Annotated in this window: 19 protein-coding genes; 9 read left to right on the forward strand and 10 right to left on the reverse strand. The window is 58.4% G+C overall.

The window, feature by feature from the left end; translation table 11 throughout:
• Nucleotides 1-74: 74 nt before the first annotated feature.
• From QOL84_RS14940 to kdgD, 5 genes are all read right to left on the reverse strand, one after another.
• A complete protein-coding gene (locus QOL84_RS14940) occupies nucleotides 75-1,016 on the reverse strand; it encodes an AEC family transporter (protein WP_283437688.1) in 942 nt (313 codons plus the stop codon).
• Between the two features lie 1,243 nt (nucleotides 1,017-2,259).
• Nucleotides 2,260-3,813, reverse strand: coding sequence for a galactarate dehydratase (gene garD, locus QOL84_RS14945; protein WP_283437689.1), 1,554 nt, complete (start codon nucleotides 3,811-3,813; stop codon nucleotides 2,260-2,262).
• Between the two features lie 11 nt (nucleotides 3,814-3,824).
• Nucleotides 3,825-5,189 (reverse strand): MFS transporter, encoded by a 1,365-nt coding sequence (locus QOL84_RS14950; RefSeq protein ID WP_129389114.1) that lies wholly within the window; start codon nucleotides 5,187-5,189, stop codon nucleotides 3,825-3,827.
• A 291-nt stretch (nucleotides 5,190-5,480) separates the two neighbouring features.
• Nucleotides 5,481-6,926 carry an aldehyde dehydrogenase family protein gene (locus QOL84_RS14955; RefSeq protein ID WP_283437690.1) on the reverse strand — a complete coding sequence of 482 codons (1,446 nt, stop codon included), beginning with the start codon at nucleotides 6,924-6,926 and terminating at the stop codon, nucleotides 5,481-5,483.
• Nucleotides 6,927-7,001: 75 nt separating this feature from the next.
• A complete protein-coding gene (kdgD, locus tag QOL84_RS14960; RefSeq protein ID WP_129389108.1) occupies nucleotides 7,002-7,913 on the reverse strand; it encodes a 5-dehydro-4-deoxyglucarate dehydratase in 912 nt (303 codons plus the stop codon).
• 234 nt (nucleotides 7,914-8,147) lie between these two features.
• Between kdgD and QOL84_RS14965 the strand changes: the two genes are divergently transcribed.
• Together QOL84_RS14965 and QOL84_RS14970 are read left to right on the forward strand one after the other, a co-directional pair.
• Entirely contained in the window at nucleotides 8,148-9,452 is a 1,305-nt protein-coding gene (locus tag QOL84_RS14965) for a phospholipase (protein WP_283437691.1), read from the forward strand.
• 11 nt (nucleotides 9,453-9,463) lie between these two features.
• The gene (locus QOL84_RS14970; RefSeq protein ID WP_283437692.1) at nucleotides 9,464-9,652 is read left to right on the forward strand and encodes a hypothetical protein; all 189 of its coding nucleotides are present in this window, start codon (nucleotides 9,464-9,466) and stop codon (nucleotides 9,650-9,652) included.
• Nucleotides 9,653-9,845: 193 nt separating this feature from the next.
• Here QOL84_RS14970 and QOL84_RS14975 read toward each other — a convergent pair whose 3' ends face one another.
• Entirely contained in the window at nucleotides 9,846-10,595 is a 750-nt protein-coding gene (locus QOL84_RS14975) for a FadR/GntR family transcriptional regulator (RefSeq protein ID WP_283437693.1), read from the reverse strand.
• A gap of 174 nt (nucleotides 10,596-10,769) precedes the next feature.
• Complete coding sequence (locus QOL84_RS14980) at nucleotides 10,770-12,497, reverse strand: ABC transporter ATP-binding protein/permease (RefSeq protein ID WP_283437694.1); 1,728 nt, start codon at nucleotides 12,495-12,497, stop codon at nucleotides 10,770-10,772.
• A 259-nt stretch (nucleotides 12,498-12,756) separates the two neighbouring features.
• Between QOL84_RS14980 and QOL84_RS14985 the strand changes: the two genes are divergently transcribed.
• Nucleotides 12,757-13,098, forward strand: coding sequence for a hypothetical protein (locus QOL84_RS14985; protein WP_283437695.1), 342 nt, complete (start codon nucleotides 12,757-12,759; stop codon nucleotides 13,096-13,098).
• A 63-nt stretch (nucleotides 13,099-13,161) separates the two neighbouring features.
• On the opposite strand, the gene QOL84_RS14990 is transcribed toward QOL84_RS14985, so the two are convergent.
• Nucleotides 13,162-13,722, reverse strand: a complete 561-nt coding sequence (locus QOL84_RS14990; RefSeq protein WP_085611319.1) for a response regulator transcription factor — start codon at nucleotides 13,720-13,722, stop codon at nucleotides 13,162-13,164.
• The gene (locus QOL84_RS14995) at nucleotides 13,715-14,977 is read right to left on the reverse strand and encodes an ATP-binding protein (RefSeq protein WP_129389090.1); all 1,263 of its coding nucleotides are present in this window, start codon (nucleotides 14,975-14,977) and stop codon (nucleotides 13,715-13,717) included. The genes QOL84_RS14990 and QOL84_RS14995 overlap by 8 nt, the downstream gene beginning before the upstream one ends.
• 410 nt (nucleotides 14,978-15,387) lie before the next feature.
• On the opposite strand from QOL84_RS14995, the gene QOL84_RS15000 reads away from it, so the two are divergent.
• A complete protein-coding gene (locus tag QOL84_RS15000; protein ID WP_283437696.1) occupies nucleotides 15,388-16,104 on the forward strand; it encodes an SIMPL domain-containing protein in 717 nt (238 codons plus the stop codon).
• Between the two features lie 198 nt (nucleotides 16,105-16,302).
• On the opposite strand, the gene QOL84_RS15005 is transcribed toward QOL84_RS15000, so the two are convergent.
• Nucleotides 16,303-16,668 (reverse strand): DUF6124 family protein, encoded by a 366-nt coding sequence (locus QOL84_RS15005; protein ID WP_283437697.1) that lies wholly within the window; start codon nucleotides 16,666-16,668, stop codon nucleotides 16,303-16,305.
• A gap of 878 nt (nucleotides 16,669-17,546) precedes the next feature.
• Here QOL84_RS15005 and QOL84_RS15010 point away from each other — a divergent pair.
• The 5 genes from QOL84_RS15010 (at nucleotide 17,547) to QOL84_RS15030 (ending at nucleotide 26,156) form a co-directional block, all read left to right on the forward strand.
• Nucleotides 17,547-19,148, forward strand: coding sequence for an ABC transporter substrate-binding protein (locus tag QOL84_RS15010; protein ID WP_283437698.1), 1,602 nt, complete (start codon nucleotides 17,547-17,549; stop codon nucleotides 19,146-19,148).
• A gap of 260 nt (nucleotides 19,149-19,408) precedes the next feature.
• A complete protein-coding gene (locus QOL84_RS15015) occupies nucleotides 19,409-21,034 on the forward strand; it encodes an ABC transporter substrate-binding protein (protein ID WP_077571094.1) in 1,626 nt (541 codons plus the stop codon).
• 301 nt (nucleotides 21,035-21,335) lie between these two features.
• Nucleotides 21,336-22,931: an ABC transporter substrate-binding protein gene (locus tag QOL84_RS15020; protein ID WP_283437699.1), complete on the forward strand. Its 1,596-nt coding sequence runs from the start codon at nucleotides 21,336-21,338 to the stop codon at nucleotides 22,929-22,931.
• A 175-nt stretch (nucleotides 22,932-23,106) separates the two neighbouring features.
• A complete protein-coding gene (locus tag QOL84_RS15025; RefSeq protein WP_283437700.1) occupies nucleotides 23,107-24,483 on the forward strand; it encodes an OprD family porin in 1,377 nt (458 codons plus the stop codon).
• A gap of 77 nt (nucleotides 24,484-24,560) precedes the next feature.
• Nucleotides 24,561-26,156, forward strand: coding sequence for an ABC transporter substrate-binding protein (locus QOL84_RS15030; RefSeq protein ID WP_129389071.1), 1,596 nt, complete (start codon nucleotides 24,561-24,563; stop codon nucleotides 26,154-26,156).
• Nucleotides 26,157-26,166 lie beyond the last annotated feature (10 nt).

Consider the following 26,166-nt stretch of genomic DNA (forward strand, 5'->3'; position numbering starts at 1 on the left):
AGCCTTCGGCAGCTCCTACAGGAGTACACATTCCCATGTAGGAGCTGCCGCAGGCTGCGATCTTTTGATCTGCTTTAAATCCACCCACCCCACTGCAAAACGAAGATCCCGACATTGGTGGTAATCGCCGCCATCAACGTGGTCAGCACAATAATCGCCGCCGCCAGCTCATGATTGCCCTGCGCCGCCCGCGCCATGACGAAACTTGCCGCCGCCGTCGGGCTACCGAAGTACAAAAACAGAATCCCCAACTCCGCCCCGCGAAAGCCCCACAGCCAAGCCCCCAACGTCGCCAGCACCGGCAAACCGATCATCTTCACCAGGCTTGAACTCAGCGCCATGTTGCCGCTCTTGCGCAGCGCTGCCAGCGACAGGGTGCCGCCGATGCAGATCAGCGCCAGCGGTAACGTGGTCTGCGCCAGATACTGGCCGGAAGTCTCCAGCCAGCCCGGCAAACCGATCTTGAAATAAGCAAACGGCGCCGCCGCGATCACGCTGATGATCAGCGGATTGCTGAACACGCTTTTGCAGATGCTCCACGGATCGGACTTGATCACCGGGCTGTACACCGCCAACACGATGGTCGACAGCGTGTTGTAGAACAGGATCACCAGCGCCGCGAGAATCGCGCCGAGGGAAATCCCGTAATCGCCGTACATGCTCGCCGCCAGTGCCAGACCGATCACGCCGTTGTTACCGCGAAATGCGCCTTGGGTGTAGATACCGCGATCTTCGCGCGGGCATTTGAAAATCGCCCAGCCCCAGGCCAGGGCAAAGCTCACCAGCGTGGCGAGGGAGAAGTAGATCAGCAGGGACGGTTGCAACGCGGCGTGCAGATCGGCATGCAGAATGCCGAGGAACAGCAGCGCCGGCATGGTCACGTTGAACACCAGCGAGGAGGCGGTGTGAATGAAGTTGTCGTTGATCCAGTCGATGCGCTTGAGCAGCACACCGAGAAACAACATGGCAAATACCGGCGCGGTGATGTTCAGGGTTTCGAGGAAGATTGCCAGCATGCCGGGGGAGCCTTGGATGAGCGTCGTTGGATGCCAATGATAAAGCAAAAGCCCCTCACCCTAGCCCTCTCCCCGAGGGAGAGGGGACCGATCGGGGGATATTGCATTAATCCATCGACCTGAAATGACATCGTTGAATCCATAATCAACTCGGTATTTCAAGTCGATGTATAGCGCCAGACACCTCGATCAGCCCCTCACCCTAGCCCTCTCCCTGTGGGAGAGGGGACCGATCGGGGGATATTGCAGAAATCCATCGACCTGAAATGACTTCGTTGAATCCATAATCAACTCGGTATTTCAAGTCGATGTACAGCGCCAGACAACTCGATCAGCCCCTCACCCTAGCCCTTTCCCGGAGGGAGAGGAGACGATCGGGGATATTGCAGAAATCCATCGACCTGAAATGACATCGCTGAATCCATAATCAACTCGGTATTTCAAGTCGATGTATAGCGCCAGACAACTCGATCAGCCCCTCACCCTAGCCCTTTCCCGGAGGGAGAGGAGACGATCGGGGATATTGCAGAAATCCATCGACCTGAAATGACATCGCTGAATCCATAATCAACTCGGTATTTCAAGTCGATGTACAGCGCCAGACAACTCGATCAGCCCCTCACCCTAATCCTCTCCCCGAGGGAGAGGGGACCGATCGGGGGATATTGCAGAAATCCACCGACCTGAAATGACATCGCTGAATCCATAATCAACTCGGTATTTCAAGTCGATGTACAGCGCCAGACAACTCGATCAGCCCCTCACCCTAGCCCTCTCCCCGAGGGAGAGGGGACCGATCGGGGGATATTGCAGAAATCCACCGACCTGAAATGACATCGCTGAATCCATAATCAACTCGGTATTTCAAGTCGATGTACAGCGCCAGACAACTCGATCAGCCCCTCACCCTAGCCCTCTCCCCGAGGGAGAGGGGACCGATCGGGGGATATTGCAGAAATCCATCGACCTGAAATGACATCGCTGAATCCATAATCAACTCGGTATTTCAAGTCGATGTACAGCGCCAGACAACTCGGTAGGCCCCTCACCCTAATCCTCTCCCCCGAGGGAGAGGGGTCGATCGGGGGATATTGCAGAAATCCATCGACCTGAAATGACATCGTTGAATCCATAATCAACTCGGTATTTCAAGTCGATGTATAGCGCCAGACAACTCGGTCAGCCCCCTCTCCCTCCGGGAGAGGGCTGGGGTGAGGGCAGCTTTTGCCCTACCCAAAAACCGTCAGGTAATCGGCGCCGGGTTGAACAGCGTAATGTCGTTATGCAGCTTGTGCTTCTCCGCCCACGTCTGCTGCTTGCCGCTCGCCACATCCAGATAGTAGTGAAACAACTCCCAACCCAATTCCTCGATGGTCGCGCGCCCGGTGGCAATCCGCCCGGCGTCGATGTCGATCAGATCCGGCCAGCGCTGCGCCAATTCCGTACGCGTCGAGACTTTCACCACTGGCGCCATCGCCAACCCATACGGCGTGCCACGCCCGGTGGTGAACACATGCAGGTTCATCCCCGCCGCCAACTGCAACGTGCCGCAGACAAAATCACTCGCTGGCGTCGCACAGAAAATCAGACCCTTCTGCTTGAACCGCTCGCCCGGACCGAGCACGCCGTTGATCGCGCTGCTGCCGGATTTGACGATCGAGCCCAACGACTTTTCGACAATGTTCGACAGCCCGCCCTTCTTGTTCCCCGGCGTGGTATTCGCACTACGATCCGCCTCACCCTTGGCCAGATAACGGTCGTACCAGTCCATCTCGCGCACCAGTTCCTCGGCGACAGTCTTGGTTTCAGCACGAGAAGTCAGCAGGTAAATCGCATCGCGCACTTCGGTGACTTCGGAAAACATCACCGTGGCCCCCGCGCGCAACAACAAGTCCGAGGCATAGCCCAGCGCCGGGTTGGCGGTGATCCCGGAAAACGCATCGCTACCGCCGCATTGCATGCCAAGAATCAACTCGGACGCCGGCACGGTTTCGCGGCGGCGCTGGTCGAGTTTCTTCAGGCGCACTTCAGCCAGTTGCATGATCTGTTCGATCATCTCGGTGAAACCGTGACTGGAATCCTGCAGGCGATACAGCCACGGATCGCTGAGATCGACCGATGCATCGTCCTCGTGCATCACCTGCCCGGCCTGCAATTTCTCGCAGCCCAGACTGATCACCAACGCTTCGCCACCCAGATTCGGGTTGCGCGCCAGATTGCGCACGGTACGAATCGGGATGTAGGCGTCGGTGGCGGTGATCGCCACGCCGCAGCCATAACTGTGGGTCAGCGCCACCACGTCATCGACGTGCGGGTATTTCGGCAGCAGCTCGTCCTTGATGCGTTTCACCGCATGATCGAGCACGCCGGTGACGCACTGCACGGTGGTGGTGATGCCGAGAATATTGCGCGTGCCGACAGTGCCGTCAGCATTGCGATACCCCTCGAAGGTGAAACCTTCCAGCGGTGCCTGCGCGGCCGGCACGTCGGTCGACAGCGGCAGGCTGTCCAGCGGCGGCGCGGTCGGCATGCGCAGTTGATCTTCCTTGACCCAACTGCCACGGTGAATCGGCTGCAACGCGTAGCCAATCACCTGACCGTAACGAATCACCTGGCCGCCCTCGGGAATGTCTTCGAGGGTGACCTTGTGGCTCTGCGGGACGAAATCCAGCGTCACTAGGCCATCGGCGAATTCAGTGCCGGCCGGCACGCCCTGATCGTTGACCACTACCACTACGTTGTCCCGCTCGTGCAGGCGGATGTAGCGCGGCGAGTCGGAATGTTCAATCAACTGCATGACGCCGCTCCTCAGGAATGCGCTTGAGACAATTTACCGGTGGCTTCAGTACCGCCGTTGGTTGGCGGCTCTTTGAGTACCACACGTTTGATCGGGCCGACGATGACCAGATAGCTGAACACCGCGACCAGTGCGTTGGCACCAACGAACACCAGTGCCCATTTGAACGAACCGGTGGAGCTGATGATGTAGCCAATCACGATCGGCGTGGTGATCGAAGCGATGTTGCCGAAGGTGTTGAACAGGCCACCGCTCAGACCGGCGATCTGTTTTGGCGAGGTGTCGGAAACCACCGCCCAACCCAGTGCGCCAACGCCTTTGCCGAAGAACGCCAACGCCATGAAGCCGACCACCATCCATTCCACATCGACATAGTTGCAGGCAACGATGCTGCTCGACACCAGCAGACCAGCGATGATCGGTGCTTTGCGGGCGAAGGTCAGCGAGTGGCCTTTGCGCAACAGGTAATCGGAAATCACCCCGCCGAGCACGCCGCCAATGAAGCCGCAGATCGCCGGCAACGAGGCAATGAAACCGGCCTTGAGAATGGTCATGCCACGCTCTTGCACCAGATACACCGGGAACCAGGTCAGGAAGAAATAGGTGATGCCGTTGATGCAGTATTGACCCAGATAAACACCGAGCATCATGCGGTTGGTCAGTAACTGACGGATGTAATCCCATTTCGGGCCGTCGGTTTTTTTACCTTGCTTGACGTCCATGTCGACCATGCCGCCGTTGTCGGCGATGAACTGCACTTCCGCTTCGTTGGCCATCGGGTGTTGGCGCGGGCTGTGGATAACCTTCAGCCAGATGCCCGAGAAGACGATGCCGAACACACCCATGACAATGAACACATGTTCCCAGCCGAAGGAGTAAACGATCCAGCCCATCAGCGGCGCGAACAACACGGTGGCAAAATATTGCGCCGAGTTGAAGATCGCCGAGGCGGTACCGCGTTCAGCGGTCGGGAACCATGCGGCAACGATGCGCGCATTGCCGGGGAACGAAGGCGCTTCAGCCAGACCGACCAGAAAGCGCAGCATGAACAGCGCAACAATCGCTGTGGACATGCCGAACTCACCGACAAAGCCTTGCAGCACGGTGAACAGCGACCAGGTGAAAATGCTCAGGGCATAGACTTTTTTCGAGCCGAAGCGATCGAGCAACCAGCCACCAGGAATTTGCCCGGCGACGTACGCCCAACCGAACGCGGAGAAGATGTAGCCGAGGGTGACTGCGTCGATGCCCAGATCTTTTTGCAGGCTGGAGCCGGCAATGGCGATCGTGGCGCGGTCGGCGTAGTTGATCGTGGTCACCAGAAACAGCATGAGCAGGATCAAATAGCGGACGTGAGTCGGCTTGGACGATTGCATGTAGATGTACTCCCACTGATTATTTTTATGCGCGGGTGAATCTTCTTTGGTCCCGGTATTCCGGGTATTCCCTGTATCACGGGGATGTCCGTGTTCGGGTGCACCCTGTATTACGGGGTATCCGTATTTCGGGTTCCCTGTATTACGGGATGTTCGTATTTCGGGTTCCCTGTAGGAGCTGCCGAAGGCTGCGATCTTTTGATCTTGACCTTAAAAACAGGATCAAAAGATCGCAGCCTGCGGCGGCTCCTACAGGGATTACGGTGTCAGGGTCGACACCGCGTGCTGCATTCAGGAGCCGATGTAGCTGGTCTTCACGACCGTGTAGAACTCTTGCGCATAGCGGCCTTGCTCACGTGAGCCATAGGATGAACCCTTACGGCCACCGAACGGAACGTGGTAATCGACGCCAGCGGTCGGCAAGTTGACCATGACCATCCCGGCTTGCGAGTGACGTTTGAAGTGGTTGGCGTACTTCAGTGAAGTCGTAGCGATACCCGCCGACAGACCGAACTCGGTGTCGTTGGCCATCGCCAGCGCCGCGTCGTAATCGGCCACGCGAACGATGTTGGCCACCGGGCCGAAGATCTCTTCGCGGCTGATGCGCATCGACGCTTCACTGTCGGCAAACAGCGTTGGCGCGAGAAAGTAACCTTCGGTGTCACAGGTCACCAGACCACCGCCACTGACCAGACGCGCACCTTCGGACTGGCCGATGTCGATGTACTTCATGTCCTGTTCAAGCTGCGCCTGGGAAACCACCGGACCAATATCAGTACCGGATTTCAGCGCGTGGCCGACCTTGATCGACTTCATGCGCTCGGCCATGGCTTCGACGAACTGGTCGTGAATCCCGGCAGTAACAATCAAACGGCTCGACGCTGTGCAACGCTGGCCGGTGGAGTAGAACGCGCTCTGCACCGACAGCTCGACCGCTTGCTTGAGGTCGGCGTCGTCGAGAATGATCTGCGGGTTCTTGCCGCCCATTTCCAGTTGCACTTTGGCTTGGCGCGAGACGCAACTGACCGCGATCTGCCGGCCAACGCCGACCGAACCGGTGAAGCTGATGCCGTCGACTTTCGGGCTCTGCACCAAGGCATCGCCAACCACACGACCGCTGCCCATCACCAGGTTGAACACGCCGGCCGGGAAGCCTGCGCGGGAGATGATTTCCGCCAGAGCCCAAGCGCAGCCCGGCACCAGATCGGCCGGTTTCAAGACTACGCAGTTACCGTAGGCCAGCGCCGGAGCAATCTTCCACGCTGGAATGGCGATCGGGAAGTTCCACGGGGTGATCAGACCGACCACGCCGAGCGCTTCACGGGTGACTTCGACGTTGACGCCCGGACGCACCGACGGCACATAGTCGCCGGACAGACGCAGGCATTCACCGGCGAAGAACTTGAAGATATTGCCGGCGCGGGTCACTTCGCCGATGGCTTCGGGCAGGGTCTTGCCCTCCTCCCGTGCCAGCAAGGTGCCAAGCTCTTCGCGACGGGCGAGGATTTCCGTGCCGACTTTGTCCAGCGAATCATGACGAGCCTGAATGCCCGACGTCGAATACGCCGGGAAGGCTGCGCGGGCGGCGTCGATGGCGGCGTGAACCTGGCCCAGATCAGCCTTGGCGTAGTCGCCAATGGTGTCGCTCAGCTCGGACGGGTTGATGTTGGCCGAGTAGTCGGCACCGGCAAGCCATTCGCCGTTGATGTAGTTGTCGTAGCGTTTTGCAGTTGTCACAGGGGCAGCCCTCAGATCTCAAAGCCTTCACGCAAAAAGCCGCTGATTGCTCAGCGGCCTCGCTTTAATCGGGTGTTACTGCGCACCTTGCTTGTCGATCAGCGCGGCGAGCATTTCGTACTCTTCACGTGTCAGATCAGTCAGCGGCGCCCGCACCGGGCCGGCGTCATAGCCGGCGATTTTTGCGCCTGCCTTGACGATGCTCACGGCGTAACCGGCCTTGCGGTTGCGGATGTCGAGGTATGGCAGGAAGAAGTCATCGATGATCTTGCCGACGGTGGCGTGATCTTCACGAGCGATCGCGTGGTAGAAATCCATCGCGGTTTTCGGGATGAAGTTGAACACCGCCGAGGAGTACACCGGTACGCCCAGCGCCTTGTAGGCCGCGGCGTAGACTTCGGCGGTCGGCAGACCGCCCAGATAGCTGAAGCGATCACCGAGGCGGCGACGGATCGACACCATCAATTCGATATCGCCCAGACCGTCCTTGTAGCCGATCAGGTTCGGGCAGCGCTCGGCCAGACGTTCCAGCAGCGTCGCGTTGAGGCGGCAAACGTTGCGGTTGTAGACGACCACGCCGATGTTGACCGATTTGCACACTGCTTCAACGTGGTCGGCAACGCCGTCCTGGCTCGCTTCGGTCAGGTAGTGCGGCAACAACAACAGTCCCTTTGCGCCCAGGCGCTCGGCTTCTTGAGCGTACTCGATGGCCTGGCGGGTCGAACCGCCGACACCGGCGAGAATCGGCACGCTGGTGGCGCAGGTGTCGACGGCAGTCTTGATGATTTCCGAATATTCGCTGGCCGCCAGGGAGAAGAACTCACCGGTGCCGCCAGCGGCGAACAGAGCTGAAGCGCCATACGGGGCCAGCCATTCCAGACGCTTGATGTAGCCCGCGCGGTTGAAATCACCCTGCGCGTTGAAATCGGTCACCGGGAAAGACAGCAGGCCGGCAGAGAGGATGGACTTCAGTTCTTGTGGATTCATTATTCGAACACCCTGGTAGCAACGTTTTTTGTGATTGGACCGTTCAGCTTTCGCTGAAGTTGTAGGTCATCGTACAACTTAAAAGATAACCGTCAACTGCATTTCATCGCCGACCCGGCTTTTTTGTCGGACAAGATCGTTTCTTGACGTAGGAAGTTTCTCGGCTAAGGTCTATTTAGCTGTATATACATACAGCCAAATAAAACCCACCGACGACATATCAAGGAGCCAGAAATGTCCGGTCTACAGGCACAACCTCAGGAACAACCCCAACCGGTCATCGCGCGTTTCGATGATCTTTTCAGCGAAAGCGGCATCACCTTCAGCGCCGACAATGCTCATCTGCTGTTGCACATCGCCGACTCCCACAGCGATGTCGAACCGGCCTCCGCGCCGGCCATTGCAGCCCGCAAAGGCAAGCCGTCGCTGCGCTTCGAAGGCGCTGAACACACGGCGATCGGCGATAACACCCTGCTGCGCTTCGTTGCAGACGCCGAACCGCTGCTGGCGCAAAACGTGCCCTTGTACCTGCCGAACGGGCTAGCCCTTACCTACGGCCAGGTCCTCTCATTGGGCGGCGACTTCTATGGCATCGTCGACCGACCAATCAATGAAGGCGCGACCCCGGTCGATCGCCTGCAACGCTTCAATGCCGCATTCGATTCGCTCGCGGTAACCCCGGCCTCACGTGCTGAAGCGACGCAGATTCTTGCGGTCATGCAGAAAGAAATCGATGCCGTGAAAAAGGCCATCAAAGACGGTAAGCCCGCGCATGAAGCCTACGATGCATTGGGAGATACGTTGTCCGAAGAGTGGAACAAAATCACTGGCGGCGGCAGTTTCGTCTCCGCGCTGTTTCCCCTCGGTCGCTATCTGAAACTGGCAGCGAACAACGCCGACCACTTCGGCGAATGGGCGAAACTCGCCTACATCGCCGGCCACACCGCTGCCCTGCAAACCGCTGTCGCCGCACGTCCCCGTCAGGATCTACAACTGCTGGAACGCGCCTATGCGATGAACGCGTTTGCCGACCACTTTCTCACCGACCTGTTTTCCTCCGGGCACTTGCGCGTCCCTCGCAAGGAAATGGCCGCGGTGGTGACGCCGAGTGATCTCGGTTCGCTGGTGACCCGCTTCATGCACGACGAGGACAGCAAATTCGGCCTCAAGGTACGCAACAGCCAAGGTGCTCAGTGGCGCGCGTTTGGCGACAAACGCTACTTCGAGGCCAGCGATGCCGACAACCGGAGTCAGGTCAGTCAAGCCGTGCAAGCATCGGCGGATGAGGTGTTTGCCGCTTACTTGAGCGGCACTGTGCCCGCACCGTCGAGCTTCGCCGCGTTGCAACGACTGCCGGATCTCAGCGCCGTGCTGAATCTTTCCAACAACTTCTCGCCGCTGTTTCGGGTCGAGGGCGGCAAGGTGCTGCGGCGCAAGGACGTCAACAACCTCAACGACACCGCCACCATCGACGATTGGTGGGGCTGGAGCACGTACCTGCTGCTCAAGGACTACCAACCCACCGGCAATACGAATTGAGGAACGCAGAGATGACGATCAGATTGAAAGTGCAACTGGCTTCGGGACAGTCCCTTGAGGGTGCGCCGCTGGAGTTACTGGCGGATGGCAAGCCGATTGCACGGGGGGTTGTGGATAAACAGGGGGTGGCGGCGTTTGCGGTGTCGCCGGGGAAAAGCGCGCTGGCGGTGCGGGTTGATCGCTCGATAGTACAGCGCTGAATTCAATGGCCCCATCGCTGGCAAGCCAGCTCCCACAGGTGATGTCGTGCACAAAACCGACATCAACAATGACCGCTGTGGAAGCTGGCTTACCAGACCTCGCACACTAAATCAGCCTCAACGCATGACCTTGTGGGAGCTGGCTTGCCAGCGATAGCGGTCGGTCAGACACCAAAAGGCTAAAGCCAGACACTCAGCTCCGCTGCGCCTGAGCCTCTTCATGCGCCTGGCGCAATCGTTCGCGGCTGTTGGTCAGGTGCAAGCGCATGGCCGCACGCGCCGCATCGGAATCCTGACGGGCGATCGCTTCGTAGATTTCTTCGTGCTCACGGCTCAGACGATTCATGTAGTGCTGCTGGTCGTCATGCGCCAGTCGCGCTGAATTCAGCCGGGTGCGCGGAATGATGCTGGTGCCCAGGTGGGTCATGATGTCGGTGAAGTAGCGGTTGCCGGTGGACAGCGCGATTTCCAGGTGGAAGGCAAAGTCCGACGCGACGGCATCACTGGCGTGCGCGGCGCTTTCCTTCAACGCATCGAGGGCGGCACGCATGGTTGCCAGTTGCTCGGCGCTACGGCGTTGCGCGGCCAGGCCGGCGGACTCCACTTCGAGGCTGATGCGCAATTCGAGAATCGCCAAGACGTCACGCAGCGTCACGACGGTCGCCGGATCGATACGGAAACCGCTCGGGCTCGGCGTATCGAGCACAAAGGTGCCGATGCCATGACGGGTTTCCACTTGGCCTGCGGCCTGCAAACGGGAAATCGCCTCACGCACCACGGTGCGGCTGACGCCATGGGCTTCCATGATCGCCGACTCGGTGGGCAACTTGTCGCCACGCTTGAGCAGGCCATCGCGGATCTGCTCGCTGAGCACCGTCACCAGCTCCTGAGCGAGGCTGCGGCGCTTGCGCGGAAGGCGCGGGGTGTCGATCAGGTTTTCCATGGTGTGCGTCTTGTCTCGAATATTCGGCGTGGGGGCATCATAGCGCAAGCAGGTTGTACGATCACACATCCCCCTGTAGGAGCTGCCGCAGGCTGCGATCTTTTGACTTTGTCTTTTAAATCAAAAGAAGGATCAAAAGATCGCAGCCTGCGGCAGCTCCTACAGGGGAAGTGGTCAGGCGGTGACGGGTTGTTCGACGAGGTGGCCGCTGTCGATTCGCACATGCCGTGGGTGGAAACGTTTGAGGCTGCTGCGATGGCCGACGCTGACGATACTCAGCCCCGGCAACTGATCGATCAGCGCCTGATACAACGTCGCCTCATCCTCTTCATCCATCGCCGAAGTCGCTTCGTCCATGTACAGCCACTGCGGTGCATACAGTAGCGCGCGGGCGAAAGCCAGGCGTTGCTGCTCACCCGGCGAGAGCATGCGTTGCCAGTGATTGGCCTCGTCCAGGCGCTTGACCAGATGCGGCAGACGGCAGGTTTCCAGCACCTGTTCGTAGCGTTCCGGCCCGTAGGTGTCGCCCGGTTGCGGATAACTCAATGCCTCGCGCAGGGTGCCGATCGGCAGATACGGTTTCTGCGGCAGGAACAGGTAACGCGCCGCCGGCAAGCGGATGTTGCCGTGGCCCGCCGGCCACAGATGCCCCATCGCTCGCAGCAACGTCGACTTGCCACTGCCCGAACGGCCACTGAGCATCACGCGATCACCTGGCTCGACGGTCATGTCGGCGCTGGTCAACAGATGACGACCGTCAGCCAGGTCCAGGCCGAGGTTATGCACCTGCAATTCACTGCCCTGATTCTGCACATCAATCGCTGGCACGCGCTGCTCGTTGTCGGTCATCGCCTGACGGAAACTCAGCAGACGATCACAGGTGGCGCGCCACGAAGCGAGGCTCTGGTAGGCGCTGATGAACCAGCTGAAGCTTTCCTGGACGTTGCCGAATGCCGAGCTGATCTGCATCAGCTCACCCAGCTCGATCTTGCCGGCGAGGTAACGTGGCGACGCAACAATGAAAGGGAAAATAATCGCTGCCTGGCTGTAACCGGCGGTGAAAAATGTCAGACGCTTGGACACTTTCATGATGTCCCAGAAATTGTGCCAGACGTTGCCGAAGCGGCCGCTCAAGCGACGATTTTCATTCGGCTCGCCGTTGTACAAGGCGATGCTTTCGGCATTCTCGCGAATCCGCACCATGGAGAAACGCAGGTCGGCTTCGAAGCGTTGTTGTTGGTTGTTCAGACCGATCAAACGACGACCGATCAAATGCGTCAGCCAACTGCCCACCACCGCATAAAGCAGCACGCACCAGAACATGTAGCCGGGAATGGTGATGCCATAGATTTCGATGCTGCCCGACACGCCCCACAGAATGATCGAGAACGACACCAGACTGACGATATTGCGCAGCAGCCCGATCCCCAGCTCAAGGGTGTTGGAGGTGAAATTATTGAGGTCTTCGGAAATCCGCTGGTCCGGGTTATCGGTGTAACCGCCCTGCTCCAGCTGGTAGTAATTCTTGTCGGCTAGCCAACGCGAGAAATGCTTTTCAGTGAGCCAGGCACGCCAGCGAATCGTCAACATCTGGGTCAGATACAGCCTGTACACCGCGCCGATAATCGCCACGGCGGCAATCGCACAGAAATACAGGATCAACTGCCAGAACGCCGCTTCGTCCTTCTTTTGCAGGGCGTTGTAGAAATCCTTGTACCAGGTGTTGAACCACACCGAGATGCCCACGCTAAGCAGCGAGAGTGCGATGACTGCAATCAGCAGCGTCCAGGCCTTGCCCTTCTCTTCACTGCGCCAGTAAGGCGTGATGATCGCCCACACCTTGCGAAAAAACTGCCCGCGCACAGCATCGTTGACCGCGGAGTATTCAGCGTTCTGATTCATGGATAAGGCTCGATATAGAAAAGAACAGACACGCACCGATCATAGTTGATCGGTGCGTTTTATCGCGAGGGCTGGCGTGATTTGTTCAGGAGATATTCAGCCAGCTCAGGACATCCGCGATCAGTTTTATCGTCACTCCGGACAACCGATGGTCGCCACTGTCATTTCTGACAGTAGCAATTCATAAGTCGCAACGATTAATTTTCATAGCAGCAAGAACGCAACAAACAAGCAAATTTCAGCTAAAGGGAAAGTGGCCATGACGACTGAAAAAACTGGATTGCCCCCGCTGGCGTGTGACCAAGTGCTCAATGGGGTGTTGTCCTTGGACAGTATCGAAGGTGAAAAACTCGTACTCAGAGTTCGCCGTCAAAAAGGCTATACCTACGGTGTTCTAGAGCTTCGTTATACAAACGACATGACCGTGGAGCTGGACAGTGGGGGCCCGAAACTGGCCGAAAGCGAAGTTGTCTGGGAGACGAACAAAGAGATCTTTGTAGAAGAGGATTTCGATACCGAAGTGACGTTTAATTACGTTGCAACATCTTCGGAGGGCAGGGCCGAAAAGTCCAAAGACCTGGTTTTCACCGTAAAAGGCTGAGAATCCGAAGGCTACCCGACAGCGTGGGTAGCCTTACTGGAGAATTACGGCTGTTGCGCTTATTCAGCGACGAACCGGGCGCTTCTGCAGTTTGCGCTGCAGGGTGCGGCGGTGCATGCCCAGGGCGCGGGCAGTGGCGGAGATGTTGCCTTCGTGTTCGGTGAGCACACGCTGGATGTGTTCCCACTGCAGGCGATCGACCGACATCGGGTTTTCCGGCACCAGACTGTCGAGGTCGGCGTGCTCGGACAGCAGCGCAGCCAGCACGTCGTCGGCGTCGGCCGGTTTGCACAGGTAGTTGCAGGCGCCGCGCTTGATCGCTTCGACGGCGGTGGCAATGCTCGAGTAACCGGTGAGGATCACCACGCGCATTTCCGGGTCCAGCTCCAGCAGTTTGGGTAGCAGCACAAGGCCGGAATCGCCGTCCATTTTCAGATCGAGCGCGGCGTAATCAGGCAAATCGGCCTGGGCGATGGTCAGACCTTCCTCGGCGGAGCCTGCGGTGCTGACGCGAAAGCCACGACGAGCCATGGCACGGGCCATGACGCGGGTGAATGTTGCGTCATCGTCGACCAGCAGCAAATGCGGCAGTTCTTCGCCTTCGACTTGGATTTCTTCACTCATGTTGGTCTCCTCGGGCGCCGTGGGGCAGGCGCAGCTCGGTGAGCGTGCCGCCTTCCTCATGACTATAGAGTTTCACTGAGCCGCCGGCGCGTGTCACGCTGGCCTTGCTCAAAAACAGGCCCAGGCCGAAACCTTTGCCCTTGGTGGTAAAAAATGGTTTGCCAATCTGCTCGGCGATGGCCAGCGGCACACCGGCGCCGTGGTCACGAATACTGATGGTCAGGTTTTCCACGTCCCAGTCGAGCGTGACCTGAAGATTTTCCGGGCAGGCATCGGCGGCGTTGTTCAGCAGATTCAGCAGCGCCTGGGTCAGGTCCGGCGGCGGCGCCATGCGCGGCACCGTGCCCTGGCCAAGTCGATGGAAGCGATAACTGGCCTCGGGGCGCATCAGGTGCCAACGGTTGAGTGCTTCATCGAGCCAGTCGGTGACGTCCTGCATCTCGACCGCCAGACGTCGATTGGCTTCGGCGGCGCGTACCAGTTGCTGCAAGGTTTGCTTGCACAGCTTGACCTGATCCTGCAGCACTTTCAGATCGTCTTGCAGCAGCGGATCGGGATGATCCTGCTGCATCTCTTTGAGCAACACGCTCATGGTCGCCAGCGGCGTGCCCAACTCATGCGCAGCACCAGCGGCCTGGGTGGCGACGGCGAGCAACTGCTGATCGCGCAGACCTTCTTCGCGGCGGATCGCGCGCAGCTCTTCCTGACGGCGCAGCTCTTCAGCCATGCGCGCGGCGAAGAACGTGATCACCGCAGCGGCGAGCGCAAAGCTCAGCCACATGCCGTAGATCTGCAGATTCTCGCGGGCGACTGGCAAGGTTTCCAGCGGATAGAAACGCGTCAGCATCACCGTGTACAGCGCCAGCGCGATGCCCGACAGGATCACCGAATAGCGCCACGGCAGCGTCACGGCGGCGATGGTCAGCGGCACCAGATAATAGGAAACGAACGGATTGGTCGAACCGCCAGAGAAATACAGCAGCGCACTGTGGATCACCAGGTCGCAGGCCAGTTGCAGCGCATATTCAAGCTCGGTCACCGGCCACGAAGTGCGCAGGCGCACGGCGGTGAACACACAGAGCAGAATCGAACAGCCGAGGGTCATCGCCAGTTGCACCCACGGCAACGGCAACAATTGCAGCCAGTAGGCCAGGCCCACGGAACCTGCCTGCGCGGCGAGCACCAGCGTGCGGATGAAAGTCAGCCGCCAGAGGTTCTGGCGAGTGGCGGAAGTCAGTTGTACGGGGGCGAGCATGAGCTCTCCTGATGAGCGCTCCAGGCGGATCGCACGGAGTATAACCAAGCCGCGCCCTTGAGAGGCGAAAGTGCGGCAAACGACCACATGGCACGGCTCTCAAACTTGCCTACCTCGCAAGCTGTCCGAGATCAATTGTGGCGAGGGGATTTATCCCCGCTGGGTGGCGTAGCCGCCCCAAATCATGCGACCTCATTTAACCAGACATACCGCATCAGCCGGATTTGCGACTGCTGCGCAGCCGAACGGGGATAAATCCCCTCGCCACAAAAGCTCATTCGACTCAGGTTCTGTGGGCCGGGGTATCTGTATAGAAGTTGTAACTGGGCGAACCGGATCATTAAAGCTAGAGTCTGATGGTTTCACGCAGGCCCCCGAACCATCACCTGCGCCCTCATCAAGGAGCTTTCATGCACACATTCCGCCGCAGCGCCGCCCTTCTCGCCCTGACAGTGGGCAGCGTCGCCAGCCTTCCGGCACTCGCCGCCGATGAGCTGCACTACAACCAGATTTCCCTGCGCGCCGAAGTCAGCACGGAAGTCGCCCGCGACCTGATGATCGTCACCCTCTACACCGAAGAACAAAACACCGACCCGGCCAAACTCGCCGCCGACGTCAGCACCACCATGAACAAGGCTTTGGCCCAGGCCAAGCAAGTCAAAGACATCACCCTGCGCCAGGGCAGCCGCAACAGCTACCCGATCTACGACACCAAAGGCCAGAAGATCACCGGCTGGCGTGAACGCGCCGAACTGCGCCTGGAAAGCTCCGACTTCGCCGCCCTGTCCAAACTCACCGGCGAACTGTTGGGTGACCTGAAAATGGGCGGCATGGACTTCGCCATCGCCGACCCGACCCGCAAAACCAGCGAAGACGCCCTGCTCAAAGAAGCCGTAACCGCGTTCAAGGCCCGCGCGCAACTGGCCACCGATGCACTGGGTGGCAAGGGCTACAAAATCGTCAACCTGAACCTCAACAGCAACGGTTACCCACAACCGTACCTGCGCGCACCGATGATGATGAAAGCGGCAGCGATGGACTCGGCACCAGTGACGCCGGACGTTGAAGCGGGCACCAGCCAGGTGAGCATGACGGCTGATGGCTCGATTGAAGTGCTGATGCAGTGATTTGAATTTTGGCTGAATGAAAAACCGGCGATCAGTGAATGATCGCCGGTTTTTTTGTGCCTGATTTTTGTGGTGAATGATCTGCCGCCATCGCTGGCAAGCCAGCTCCCACAGGTTCTGCAGTGGTTCTGAAAACTGCCTGTAACCCTGTGGGAGCGGGCTTGCCCGCGATGAACGATGACATGGTATCCCGACGAATCAGGTACGCGGATCAACCCGATCCAGCGCCCGATTCACCGCCAGCTCCGCCAGCATCACAATCTGCTGAATCGCCAACGCCGTACTGCGTTGCGGGCGACTGAGCTGATCAGCGAAATCGCCCGCCATGACATTGGCCGAGGCGAGTGATTCGCAGGCATGCGCGAGCAGACTTTCCGTGTCGATGTTCGGATGAACAAGGAACATCGTGCTGGGCAGACGCGGTTTGCAGGGATCGGGGCTGAGGTAGAAATCGAGGGCGCGTTTTATCGCTTCGCGGTTTTTGAATTGATCGTCGGCGCGGAGGGCGTCTTCGAGCGGGGTTGTGGATTCGAGGGGTGGATCGGGGACAATTTTATCTTTCATAAAAATCTGCTCGTCATTCGAGCCGCCCTCAGCCATTTCTCACGTGGCAAAGGGTGGCAGCTATGTGCGGAGTGAGAAACCGGTGAGCAGAAAACCGGCCAGACCGAAGTCTGCCCGCACACAGCCGCCATAAGGCATTGCGACAGCTAATAAGCCGGCCGCAATTATGGTCTTACTGGTGCTAGTTTCAAGCTCGGCGGGTTCTCACACCCGTCCGCTGATCATTCAGCGACACCCAGAGCCTAGAGCGCCCACGTCCGACGGACAACCTGAAAACCTTGTGGGAAGGTTCACCCATTTCGAAACACTTTTAAACACCCCCCTGAGCTGCCGAAGGCTGCGATCTTTTGACGTTGACCTTTCAAAACCAGAAGCAAGATCAAAAGATCGCAGCCTGCGGCAGCTCCTACATAAATCCCGCGGCGCAGCCGCACCACTCGCAGGATGAGCGCAAGCTCGGCTGCAGATCTTGATCTTGATCTGTAGGGCGACGTCGGAAGGCTGAGTGGAGGGATTGATCCGGGGGTGGGAGCGCAGCGACCGTTTGGCGCAGCCAAACACAGCGAGAGGAGGTGCAGCGCAGCAAACCGTAGGCGCTGCGCCCGGATCGATCCCGCAGCGAAGGAACCCCGAGCCCCAGCGAGCGGGCCGCACGTAGGAGCAAGCCTTTTTGGTTACTTTTGAGGCGTTTGTCAAAAGTGACCCGCCGTAAGGGCGGAACCCTAAGCCGCCATCACCGCAGCAACGGATATGCCCCCAACAAAAGCCCCCCCACATATACCGAGATAGACACTCCAACAGGAAAAACGATATTTCCGAACACCCCCAAATCCCCGCTACCCTCAACCAACAACCACCTCCAAATCCTCGGGGACTCCATGCCAAGATCCACCCTAAAACCGCTCTTGATCTCCCTCGCCCTAACAGCCATAGCCCCGCTGGCAAACGCCGCCACCACCCTGGTCTACTGCTCCGAAGCCAGCCCCGCCGGCTTCGACCCCAGCCAATACACCAGCGGCACCGACTTCGACGCCTCTGCCGAAACCGTCTTCAACCGCCTCACCCAATTCAAACGCGGCGGCACCGACATCGAACCCGGCCTGGCAACAAAATGGGACATCTCCCCGGATGGCCTGCAATACACCTTCCACCTGCGCCAAAACGTGAAATTCCACACCACCGAATACTTCACCCCGACCCGCGACTTCAACGCCGACGACGTCCTCTTCACCTTCCAGCGCCTGCTCGACCCGGACAACGCTTTTCGCAAGGCCTACCCCGCCGAATCCCCCTACTTCACCGACATGGGCCTGAACACCACGATCAAATCGGTAGAAAAACTCGACGAGCAAACCGTGCGCTTCAACCTCAACAACGTCGACGCCGCGTTCGTGCAAAACCTCGCCATGAGCTTCGCCTCGGTGCAATCGGCCGAATACGCAGCGCAACTGTTGAAGGAAGGCAAAGCCGCCGACCTCAACCAGAAACCCGTTGGCACCGGCCCGTTCGTGTTCAAGCGCTACCAGAAGGACTCGCAGATCCGCTACGCCGCCAACACGGCCTACTGGAAACCCGAAGACGTCAAAATCGATAACCTGATCTTCTCGATTACCCCGGACGCCGCCGTGCGTCTGCAAAAACTCAAGGCCGGCGAATGCCAGGTCAGCGGCTACCCGCGCCCCGCCGACATCGAAGTAATGGAAAAAGACCCGAATCTGCGCGTGCTCAAGCAAGCCGGTTTCAACCTTGGTTTCCTCGCCTACAACACCACCCACGCGCCACTCGATCAGCTCAAGGTACGCCAGGCGCTGGACATGGCCATCGACAAACCGGCAATCATCAAAGCCGTCTACCAAAGTGCCGGCCAACTGGCGCAGAACGCCCTGCCGCCGGCGCAATGGTCGTATGACCCGAATATCAAGGACGCCCCTTACGATCCGGTCAAAGCGCGGGTGCTACTTAAAGAAGCAGGGGTTGCACCGGGTACAACCATCAACCTCTGGGCGATGACAGTGCAGCGCGCTTCGAACCCGAATGCGCGGATGTCGGCGCAGATGATCCAGCAGGATTGGGAGAAAATCGGCATCAAGGCCAACATCGTCAGCTATGAATGGGGCGAGTACATCAAGCGCGCCAAAAATGGCGAACACGACGCCATGATCTATGGTTGGACAGGCGACAACGGCGACCCGGACAACTGGCTTGGCGTGCTCTACAGCTGCGCGGCGGTCAAAGGCAGCAACTACGCCAAGTGGTGCGACCCGGCGTACGACAAGCTGGTGCAACAGGCCAAGGTCTCCACCGACAAGACGCAGCGGGTGAAACTCTATCAACAGGCCCAGCTGATTCTTAAACAGCAAGTGCCGATCACCCCGATCGCCAACTCCACGGTGTTCCAGCCGCTGCGCAAGGAAGTCACTGACTTCCGGATCAGCCCGTTTGGTCTGACGCCCTTTTACGGCGTCGGTATAAATAAGTAACACCGAGCCCCAAGGCGGCGCGCACAACGTGACCAGCGCACCGTTTTGGGGCTTCGTTTGCACCGTAAAAATCACCCGCAAACGGTCAAATGCGTCAAAAGTTATACAGATGCGACATTAAGGTACGTACGTGCCACCGTTTAACGCTCGCTCACACTCTGGATCTTGCAATGGGTATGGCCCCTGCATAAGTATCCGCAGGCACGACTCACGAGGTCGTACCTCACAACTAAAAAATGACAACAAATCATGAGGCCAACATGCTTAAACACGCGGTCATTCCGTTTCTAGTCGGCGCAGGCTTGTTAGCCTCCGCACCTTTCGCATCCGCTGCGACTAACCTGGTGTTCTGCTCTGAAGGCAGCCCGGCCGGTTTCGACCCGGGCCAGTACACCACCGGAACCGACTTCGACGCCTCAGCTGAAACCATGTTCAACCGTCTGACCCAGTTCGAGCGCGGCGGCACCGCCGTGATTCCTGGTCTGGCGACCAAGTGGGACATTTCCGACGATGGCCTGACGTATACCTTCCATCTGCGCGAAGGCGTCAAGTTTCACACCACCCCGTATTTCAAGCCGACTCGTGAGTTCAACGCCGACGACGTACTGTTCACCTTCAATCGCATGATTAACAAGGATGACCCGTTCCGTAAGGCGTACCCGACCGAATTCCCGTACTTCACCGACATGGGGATGGACACCAACATCACCAAGATCGATAAAGTCGACGACCACACCGTCAAGTTCACCCTGAAAGAAGTCGACGCCGCGTTCATCCAGAACATGGCCATGAGCTTCGCCTCGGTGCAGTCCGCCGAGTACGCGGCCCAGCTGCTCAAGGAAGGCAAGGCTGCCGACATCAACCAGAAGCCGATCGGCACTGGTCCTTTCGTGTTCAAGAGCTACCAGAAAGACTCGAACATCCGTTACACCGGCAACAAGGACTACTGGAAGCCTGAAGACGTCAAGATCGACAACCTGATCTTCGCCATCACCACCGACCCGTCGGTACGTATTCAGAAGCTGAAAAAGAACGAGTGCCAGGTCACCCTGTTCCCGCGTCCGGCCGACCTGAAGGCGCTGAAAGAAGACAAGACCCTGAAGATGCCTGACCAGGCTGGCTTCAACCTCGGCTACATCGCCTACAACGTGATGGACAAGGTCAAGGGCAGCAACGAGGCCAACCCACTGGCTGACCTGCGCGTCCGCCAGGCGCTGGACATGGCGGTGAACAAGCCACAAATCATCGACTCGGTTTATCAGGGCGCAGGCCAGTTGGCCGTCAACGCCATGCCGCCGACGCAGTGGTCTTACGACACCACCATCAAAGACGCCAAGTACGATCCTGAGAAAGCCAAACAGCTGCTCAAGGAAGCCGGCGTCAAGGAAGGTACCGAGATCGTGCTGTGGGCGATGCCGGTTCAGCGTCCATACAACCCGAACGCCAAACTGATGGCCGAAATGCTCCAGTCCGACTGGGCCAAGATCGGCTTGAAAGTGAAGATCACCAGCTACGAGTGGGGCGAGTACATCAAACGCTCCAAAGGTGGCGAGAACCAGGCCATGATCATTGGCTGGAGCGGTGACAATGGTGATCCGGACAACTGGCTGAACGTGCTGTTCGGCTGCGACTCGCTCAGCGGCAACAACTTCTCCAAGTGGTGCGACAAGAAGTTCGACGGCCTCGTCAAGGAAGCCAAGCGCACAACCGACCAAGGTAAGCGCACCGAACTGTACAAAGAGGCACAACACGTCCTCAAAGATGCAGTCCCGATGACACCTATCGCTCACTCGACGGTGTATCAACCCATGCGCGCCAACGTGCAGGATTTCAAGATCAGCCCATTCGGCTTGAACTCCTTCTACGGCGTCAGCGTCAGCAAATAAGGCACGGCAACGGCGACGTTTTTGACGTCGCCGTTGCCTTACCTGCCGGGAAGTCAGGAAATTTCCTTCAGCCAATGCCATTGCAGGTAACTGCAGCGGTATAGGCGTGTCGACTTTTCCTACGCAGTTTCAGGCAATTACGCATTTACTGCCGGTCCCGCGGAACTTACCGTCGGGTTCTGACCAGTTTCTGCGTGGGCCACCGGTTTGCCGTACGTATTGGATTGAGCTCAATGCGACCACAACGTCCAGGGATGAGACGCGGCGCATTGCACAACACTAAAAAATAAGAGGGAGCGTCATGCGCCATACCTTGGTTTTTTCCGCATTGCTGGGCGCCGGCCTGTTGGCTTCGTCCGCCAGTTTCGCCGCCAGTAAAAGCCTGGTGTTCTGCTCCGAAGGCAGCCCGGCGGGTTTTGATACCGCGCAGTACACGACAGCGACCGATAACGACGCCGCCGAACCGATCTATAACCGTCTGGTCGAGTTCGAAAAAGGCGAAACCAATGTAGTACCGGGTCTGGCCACCAAGTGGGACATTTCCGAGGATGGTCTCAAGTACACCTTTCACCTGCGTGAAGGTGTGAAATTTCATACAACGCCGTACTTCAAGCCGAGCCGCGATTTCAACGCCGACGACGTGTTGTTCACGTTTAACCGCATGCTTGATGCACAGCAGCCATTCCGAAAGGCTTATCCCACCGAGTTCCCGTATTTCAACGGGATGAGCCTGAACAAGAACATCGCCAAGGTCGAAAAGACCGGGCCGCTGACCGTGGAGTTCACGCTCAACAGCGTCGACGCCGCGTTCATCCAGAACCTCGCCATGAGCTTCGCCGCCATCCTGTCCGCCGAATACGCCGACAAATTGCTGGCCGATGGCAAGCCGAGCGATATCAATCAGAAGCCGATCGGCACCGGGCCGTTCGTGTTCAAGAGCTATCAGAAAGACTCGAACATCCGCTTCACCGGTAACAAGCATTACTGGGATCCGAGCCGGGTCAAACTCGACAACCTGATCTTCGCGATCAACACCGATGCCTCGGTCCGCGTGCAGAAACTCAAGGCCAATGAGTGCCAGATCACGCTGCACCCGCGTCCGGCCGACGTTGAAGCGCTGAAAAGCGATCCGAAGCTGCAACTGATCTCCAAGCCGGGTTTCAACCTCGGTTACATCGCCTACAACGTGCGCCACAAACCTTTCGACCAGCTCGAAGTGCGTCAGGCGCTGGACATGGCGGTGAATAAACAAGGGATTCTCAACGCCGTTTACCAAGGCGCCGGGCAACTGGCCGTCAACGCCATGCCGCCGACCCAGTGGTCCTATGACGACAGCATCAAAGATGCTGCCTATAACCCGGAAAAAGCCAAAGAGCTGCTCAAGGCTGCGGGGGTCAAGGAAGGCACCGAAATCACTCTGTGGGCGATGCCGGTGCAGCGTCCGTACAACCCGAACGCCAAGCTGATGGCCGAAATGCTCCAGGCAGACTGGGCCAAGATCGGTCTGAAGGTGAAAATCGTCAGCTATGAATGGGGCGAGTACATCAAGCGCACCAAGAATGGCGAGCACGACATCAGCCTGATCGGCTGGACCGGTGACAACGGTGACCCGGACAACTGGCTCGGCACGCTGTACAGCTGCGACGCCATCGGCGGCAACAACTACTCCATGTGGTGCGATCCGGCTTACGACAAGCTGATCAAAGAGGCCAAGGTCGTCACCGACCGCGACCAGCGCACCGTGCTCTATAAACAGGCCCAGCAATTGCTTAAACAGCAAGTGCCGATCACGCCTGTCGCCCACTCGACCGTCAACCAGCCACTGAGCACCAGGATCGAAGGGTTCAAGGTCAGCCCGTTCGGTCGCAACGTGTTCTCGGGTGTCAGTATCGATTAACCCAACCGATTAGCCGCAACGCTGAGGGGCGCTGTCTAGCCCCTCACGCAAGCGCTTTGCCGAAATTCGCCAGTCCGGCCTTTAGCAAACGTTTGCGATGTGTGAATGAGTTCTAAACCAATAACCGGCATACCAAAAAAAGCCGGCATAAAAAGAAAGTAAAGGAGCTTCACCCATGAAACTGAGCAGCACCGCGATACTGGCCCTGGCCATCAGCAGCATCACCGCCGGAGCCCACGCTGAAAGCGTCAGCCAGGAATTCGTCCCGACTCAACTGGCCAGCACCAGCGCCCAGTCCGAAGCCAAAGGCTTCATCGACGGTCAAAGCCTGTCGGGTTCGACCCGTAACTGGTACGCCAACGAAGACAAACAGCGCGGCGGTACCTTCAAGTACGAGCGCCATGGCGAAACCCTGACCGGTTCGCGCCGGATCAACTGGGTTCAGGGCACCATCCTCAACTACACCTCGGGCTTCACCGAGGGCACCGTGGGGATCAGCACCGAAGTTGCGGCTTACAACGCCATCGCACTGGATCGCAGCCGCGAAGACATCAAGGGCGGTTCCAACCGTACCCTCGCCCACTCCAACGGTGACGCCGTCGACCAGTGGAGCAAACTCGGCCTGGCCAACGTCAAGGCACGTATCTCCAACACCACCCTGACCGCCGGCCGCATGAACTTCAGCAGCCCGATCGTCGACGTCATCGGCAACCGTCCGCTGCCTTCGAGCTTTGAAGGTGTGGCGATCCACAGTGAAGAATTCGACAACCTGTCGTTCGACCTCGCCACCTTCGACCGCGTGTCGCCACGTACCGAACAGAGCCTGTCGAAATTCCGCACCGAATACAGCAACACCGGTGTCGAAACCGATCACGTCAACACTGCCGGCGTGAACTATCAGCCGCTCAAGAGCCTGAAAACCAGCCTCTACGCGACCCAGGCTGAAGACTTCTGGAACCAGTACTACTTCGGCGCGACTCACGAACTGGGCGACAGCTCGGTGCTGAGCCTGACCACCGGCCTGAACTACTACAAGACCGTCGACGAAGGCAAAAAGTTGATGGGTAACATCGACAACGACACCTACTCGCTGTCGTTCGGTCTGACTCACCAGGCACACACCCTGACCTTCTCGTATCAGGAAGTGAACGGTAACGAGTACTTCGACTACCTGCACGAAACCAACGGCATCTACCTGGCCAACTCCCTGCTGTCCGACTTCAACGGACCGAACGAGAAATCCTTCCAGATCGCCTACGGCATCAACATGGCCGAATACGGTATCCCGGGCCTGAAGTTCAACGCCTACACCGCTCGCGGCTGGGGCATCGACGGTACTCACTACGTCGGCACCGCATACGACGTACGCAACATGGACGGCGAACATCACTACGAATACGGCATCGGTACTTCGTACGCCGTACAGAGCGGTCCACTCAAGGCCACCACTGTTCGCGCGACCTACACCACTCACCGTGCCAGCGAAAACCAGGCTGACGGCAGCATCAACGAGTTCCGTCTCGTGACCACGATTCCATTCAACATTCTGTAAAAACGCCAACCGTCGGCTGACTCATGAGGAGTCGGCCGTACGGTTTTTTGTCTTCAACCGATTGCAGAGGGTTATCGATGAAAATGCTTCCCCTACGTGCGGCCATCGCGGCTGCGTTGCTGAGTGTCGCTGTTGGCGTCTCGGCCAAACCCTTGGTGGTCTGCACCGAAGCCAGTCCGGAAGGCTTCGATATGGTCCAGTACACGACTGCAGTCACTGCCGATGCGGTGGCCGAAACCATCTTCAACCGCCTTGCGGACTTCAAGCCCGGTACTACTGAAGTGATCCCGGCACTCGCCGAGTCGTGGGACATCAGTGAAGACGGCCTGAACTACACGTTCCACCTGCGCAAAGGCGTCAAGTTTCACACCACCGAATATTTCAAGCCGACCCGCGACATGAACGCCGACGACGTGGTCTGGAGCTTCCAGCGTCAGCTGGACCCGAATCACCCGTGGCACAAACTGTCGAGCGTGGGCTTCCCGTACTTTGAAAGCATGGGCTTCAAGGAACTGCTCAAAAGCGTAGAAAAAGTCGACGACAACACGGTCAAGTTCACCCTGACCCGCCGCGAAGCGCCGTTCCTGGCCGACATCGCGATGGCGTTCTCCTCGATCTACCCGGCCGAATACGCCGACCAGTTGCTCAAGGCCAACAAGACCGGCGACCTCAACAACAAGCCTGTCGGCACCGGCCCGTTCATCTTCCAGCGTTATGCCAAAGACGCCCAGGTACGCTTCAAGGCCAACCCGGACTATTTCCGTGGCAAGCCGCCGGCTGACGCGTTGATCCTGGCCATCGCCACCGACAACAACGTGCGCCTGCAAAAGCTCAAGGCCAACGAGTGCCAGGTCGCGCTGTATCCGAAACCGGATGACATCCCGAGCATCAAGAAAGACAGCAACCTGAAAGTCGACGAACTGGACGCGATGACCGTGTCCTACATCGCCATGAACACCCAGCACAAATACATGAGTGACGTGCGCGTACGTAAGGCGATCGATATCGCCTTCGACAAGGAAGCCTACGTCAACGCCCTGTTCGGCAAAGGCAACGCTTCGGTCGCGGTCAACCCGTACCCGCCGACGCTGCTGGGCTACAACCACGACCTGAAGAACCCGCCACGTGACCTCGACAAGGCGCGCGCCCTGCTCAAGGAAGCCGGGGTTCCAGACGGCACCGTGTTTACCCTGTTCACCCGTAACGGCGGCGGTCCGACCAACCCGAACCCGATGCTCGGTGCGCAAATGATGCAGGCTGACCTGGCGAAAGTCGGGATCAAGATCGACATCCGCGTGATGGAATGGGGCGAGATGCTCAAACGCGCCAAGAACGGCGAGCACGACATGGTGTCTGCCGGATGGGCGGGCGACAACGGCGACCCGGATAACTTCCTGACGCCTATGCTCAGTTGTGAAGCGGCCAAGAACGGCGAAAACTACGCACGCTGGTGCAACGAGAAATTCCAGACGCTGCTGGATGAAGCACGGGCTAAAGTAGATCCGGCCGAACGCGCCGCGCTCTACGAACAGGCTCAGGTACTGTTTAATCAGGATCAGCCATGGATCAGCATGGCTCACACCAGGATGTTCACTGCAATGCGCAACAACGTAGAGGGCTATCACATCAGCCCTCTCACCACTAATAACTTCGCCACCACCCAGGTGAAGTAGATAAGAAACT

This window comes from Pseudomonas helmanticensis, assembly GCF_900182985.1.
Taxonomy (GTDB): Bacteria; Pseudomonadota; Gammaproteobacteria; order Pseudomonadales; family Pseudomonadaceae; genus Aquipseudomonas; species Aquipseudomonas helmanticensis.

Excerpts from the sequence above, each read along its gene's own strand:
- QOL84_RS14940 (WP_283437688.1), bottom strand. The coding sequence starts at position 1,016 with ATGCTGGCAATCTTCCTCGAAACCCTGAACATCACCGCGCCGGTATTT.
- garD (WP_283437689.1), bottom strand. The coding sequence starts at position 3,813 with ATGCAGTTGATTGAACATTCCGACTCGCCGCGCTACATCCGCCTGCAC.
- QOL84_RS14950 (WP_129389114.1), bottom strand. The coding sequence starts at position 5,189 with ATGCAATCGTCCAAGCCGACTCACGTCCGCTATTTGATCCTGCTCATG.
- kdgD (WP_129389108.1), bottom strand. The coding sequence starts at position 7,913 with ATGAATCCACAAGAACTGAAGTCCATCCTCTCTGCCGGCCTGCTGTCT.
- QOL84_RS14965 (WP_283437691.1), top strand. The coding sequence starts at position 8,148 with ATGTCCGGTCTACAGGCACAACCTCAGGAACAACCCCAACCGGTCATC.
- QOL84_RS14970 (WP_283437692.1), top strand. The coding sequence starts at position 9,464 with ATGACGATCAGATTGAAAGTGCAACTGGCTTCGGGACAGTCCCTTGAG.
- QOL84_RS14975 (WP_283437693.1), bottom strand. The coding sequence starts at position 10,595 with ATGGAAAACCTGATCGACACCCCGCGCCTTCCGCGCAAGCGCCGCAGC.
- QOL84_RS14980 (WP_283437694.1), bottom strand. The coding sequence starts at position 12,497 with ATGAATCAGAACGCTGAATACTCCGCGGTCAACGATGCTGTGCGCGGG.
- QOL84_RS14985 (WP_283437695.1), top strand. The coding sequence starts at position 12,757 with ATGACGACTGAAAAAACTGGATTGCCCCCGCTGGCGTGTGACCAAGTG.
- QOL84_RS14990 (WP_085611319.1), bottom strand. The coding sequence starts at position 13,722 with ATGAGTGAAGAAATCCAAGTCGAAGGCGAAGAACTGCCGCATTTGCTG.
- QOL84_RS14995 (WP_129389090.1), bottom strand. The coding sequence starts at position 14,977 with ATGCTCGCCCCCGTACAACTGACTTCCGCCACTCGCCAGAACCTCTGG.
- QOL84_RS15000 (WP_283437696.1), top strand. The coding sequence starts at position 15,388 with ATGCACACATTCCGCCGCAGCGCCGCCCTTCTCGCCCTGACAGTGGGC.
- QOL84_RS15005 (WP_283437697.1), bottom strand. The coding sequence starts at position 16,668 with ATGAAAGATAAAATTGTCCCCGATCCACCCCTCGAATCCACAACCCCG.
- QOL84_RS15010 (WP_283437698.1), top strand. The coding sequence starts at position 17,547 with ATGCCAAGATCCACCCTAAAACCGCTCTTGATCTCCCTCGCCCTAACA.
- QOL84_RS15015 (WP_077571094.1), top strand. The coding sequence starts at position 19,409 with ATGCTTAAACACGCGGTCATTCCGTTTCTAGTCGGCGCAGGCTTGTTA.
- QOL84_RS15020 (WP_283437699.1), top strand. The coding sequence starts at position 21,336 with ATGCGCCATACCTTGGTTTTTTCCGCATTGCTGGGCGCCGGCCTGTTG.
- QOL84_RS15025 (WP_283437700.1), top strand. The coding sequence starts at position 23,107 with ATGAAACTGAGCAGCACCGCGATACTGGCCCTGGCCATCAGCAGCATC.
- QOL84_RS15030 (WP_129389071.1), top strand. The coding sequence starts at position 24,561 with ATGAAAATGCTTCCCCTACGTGCGGCCATCGCGGCTGCGTTGCTGAGT.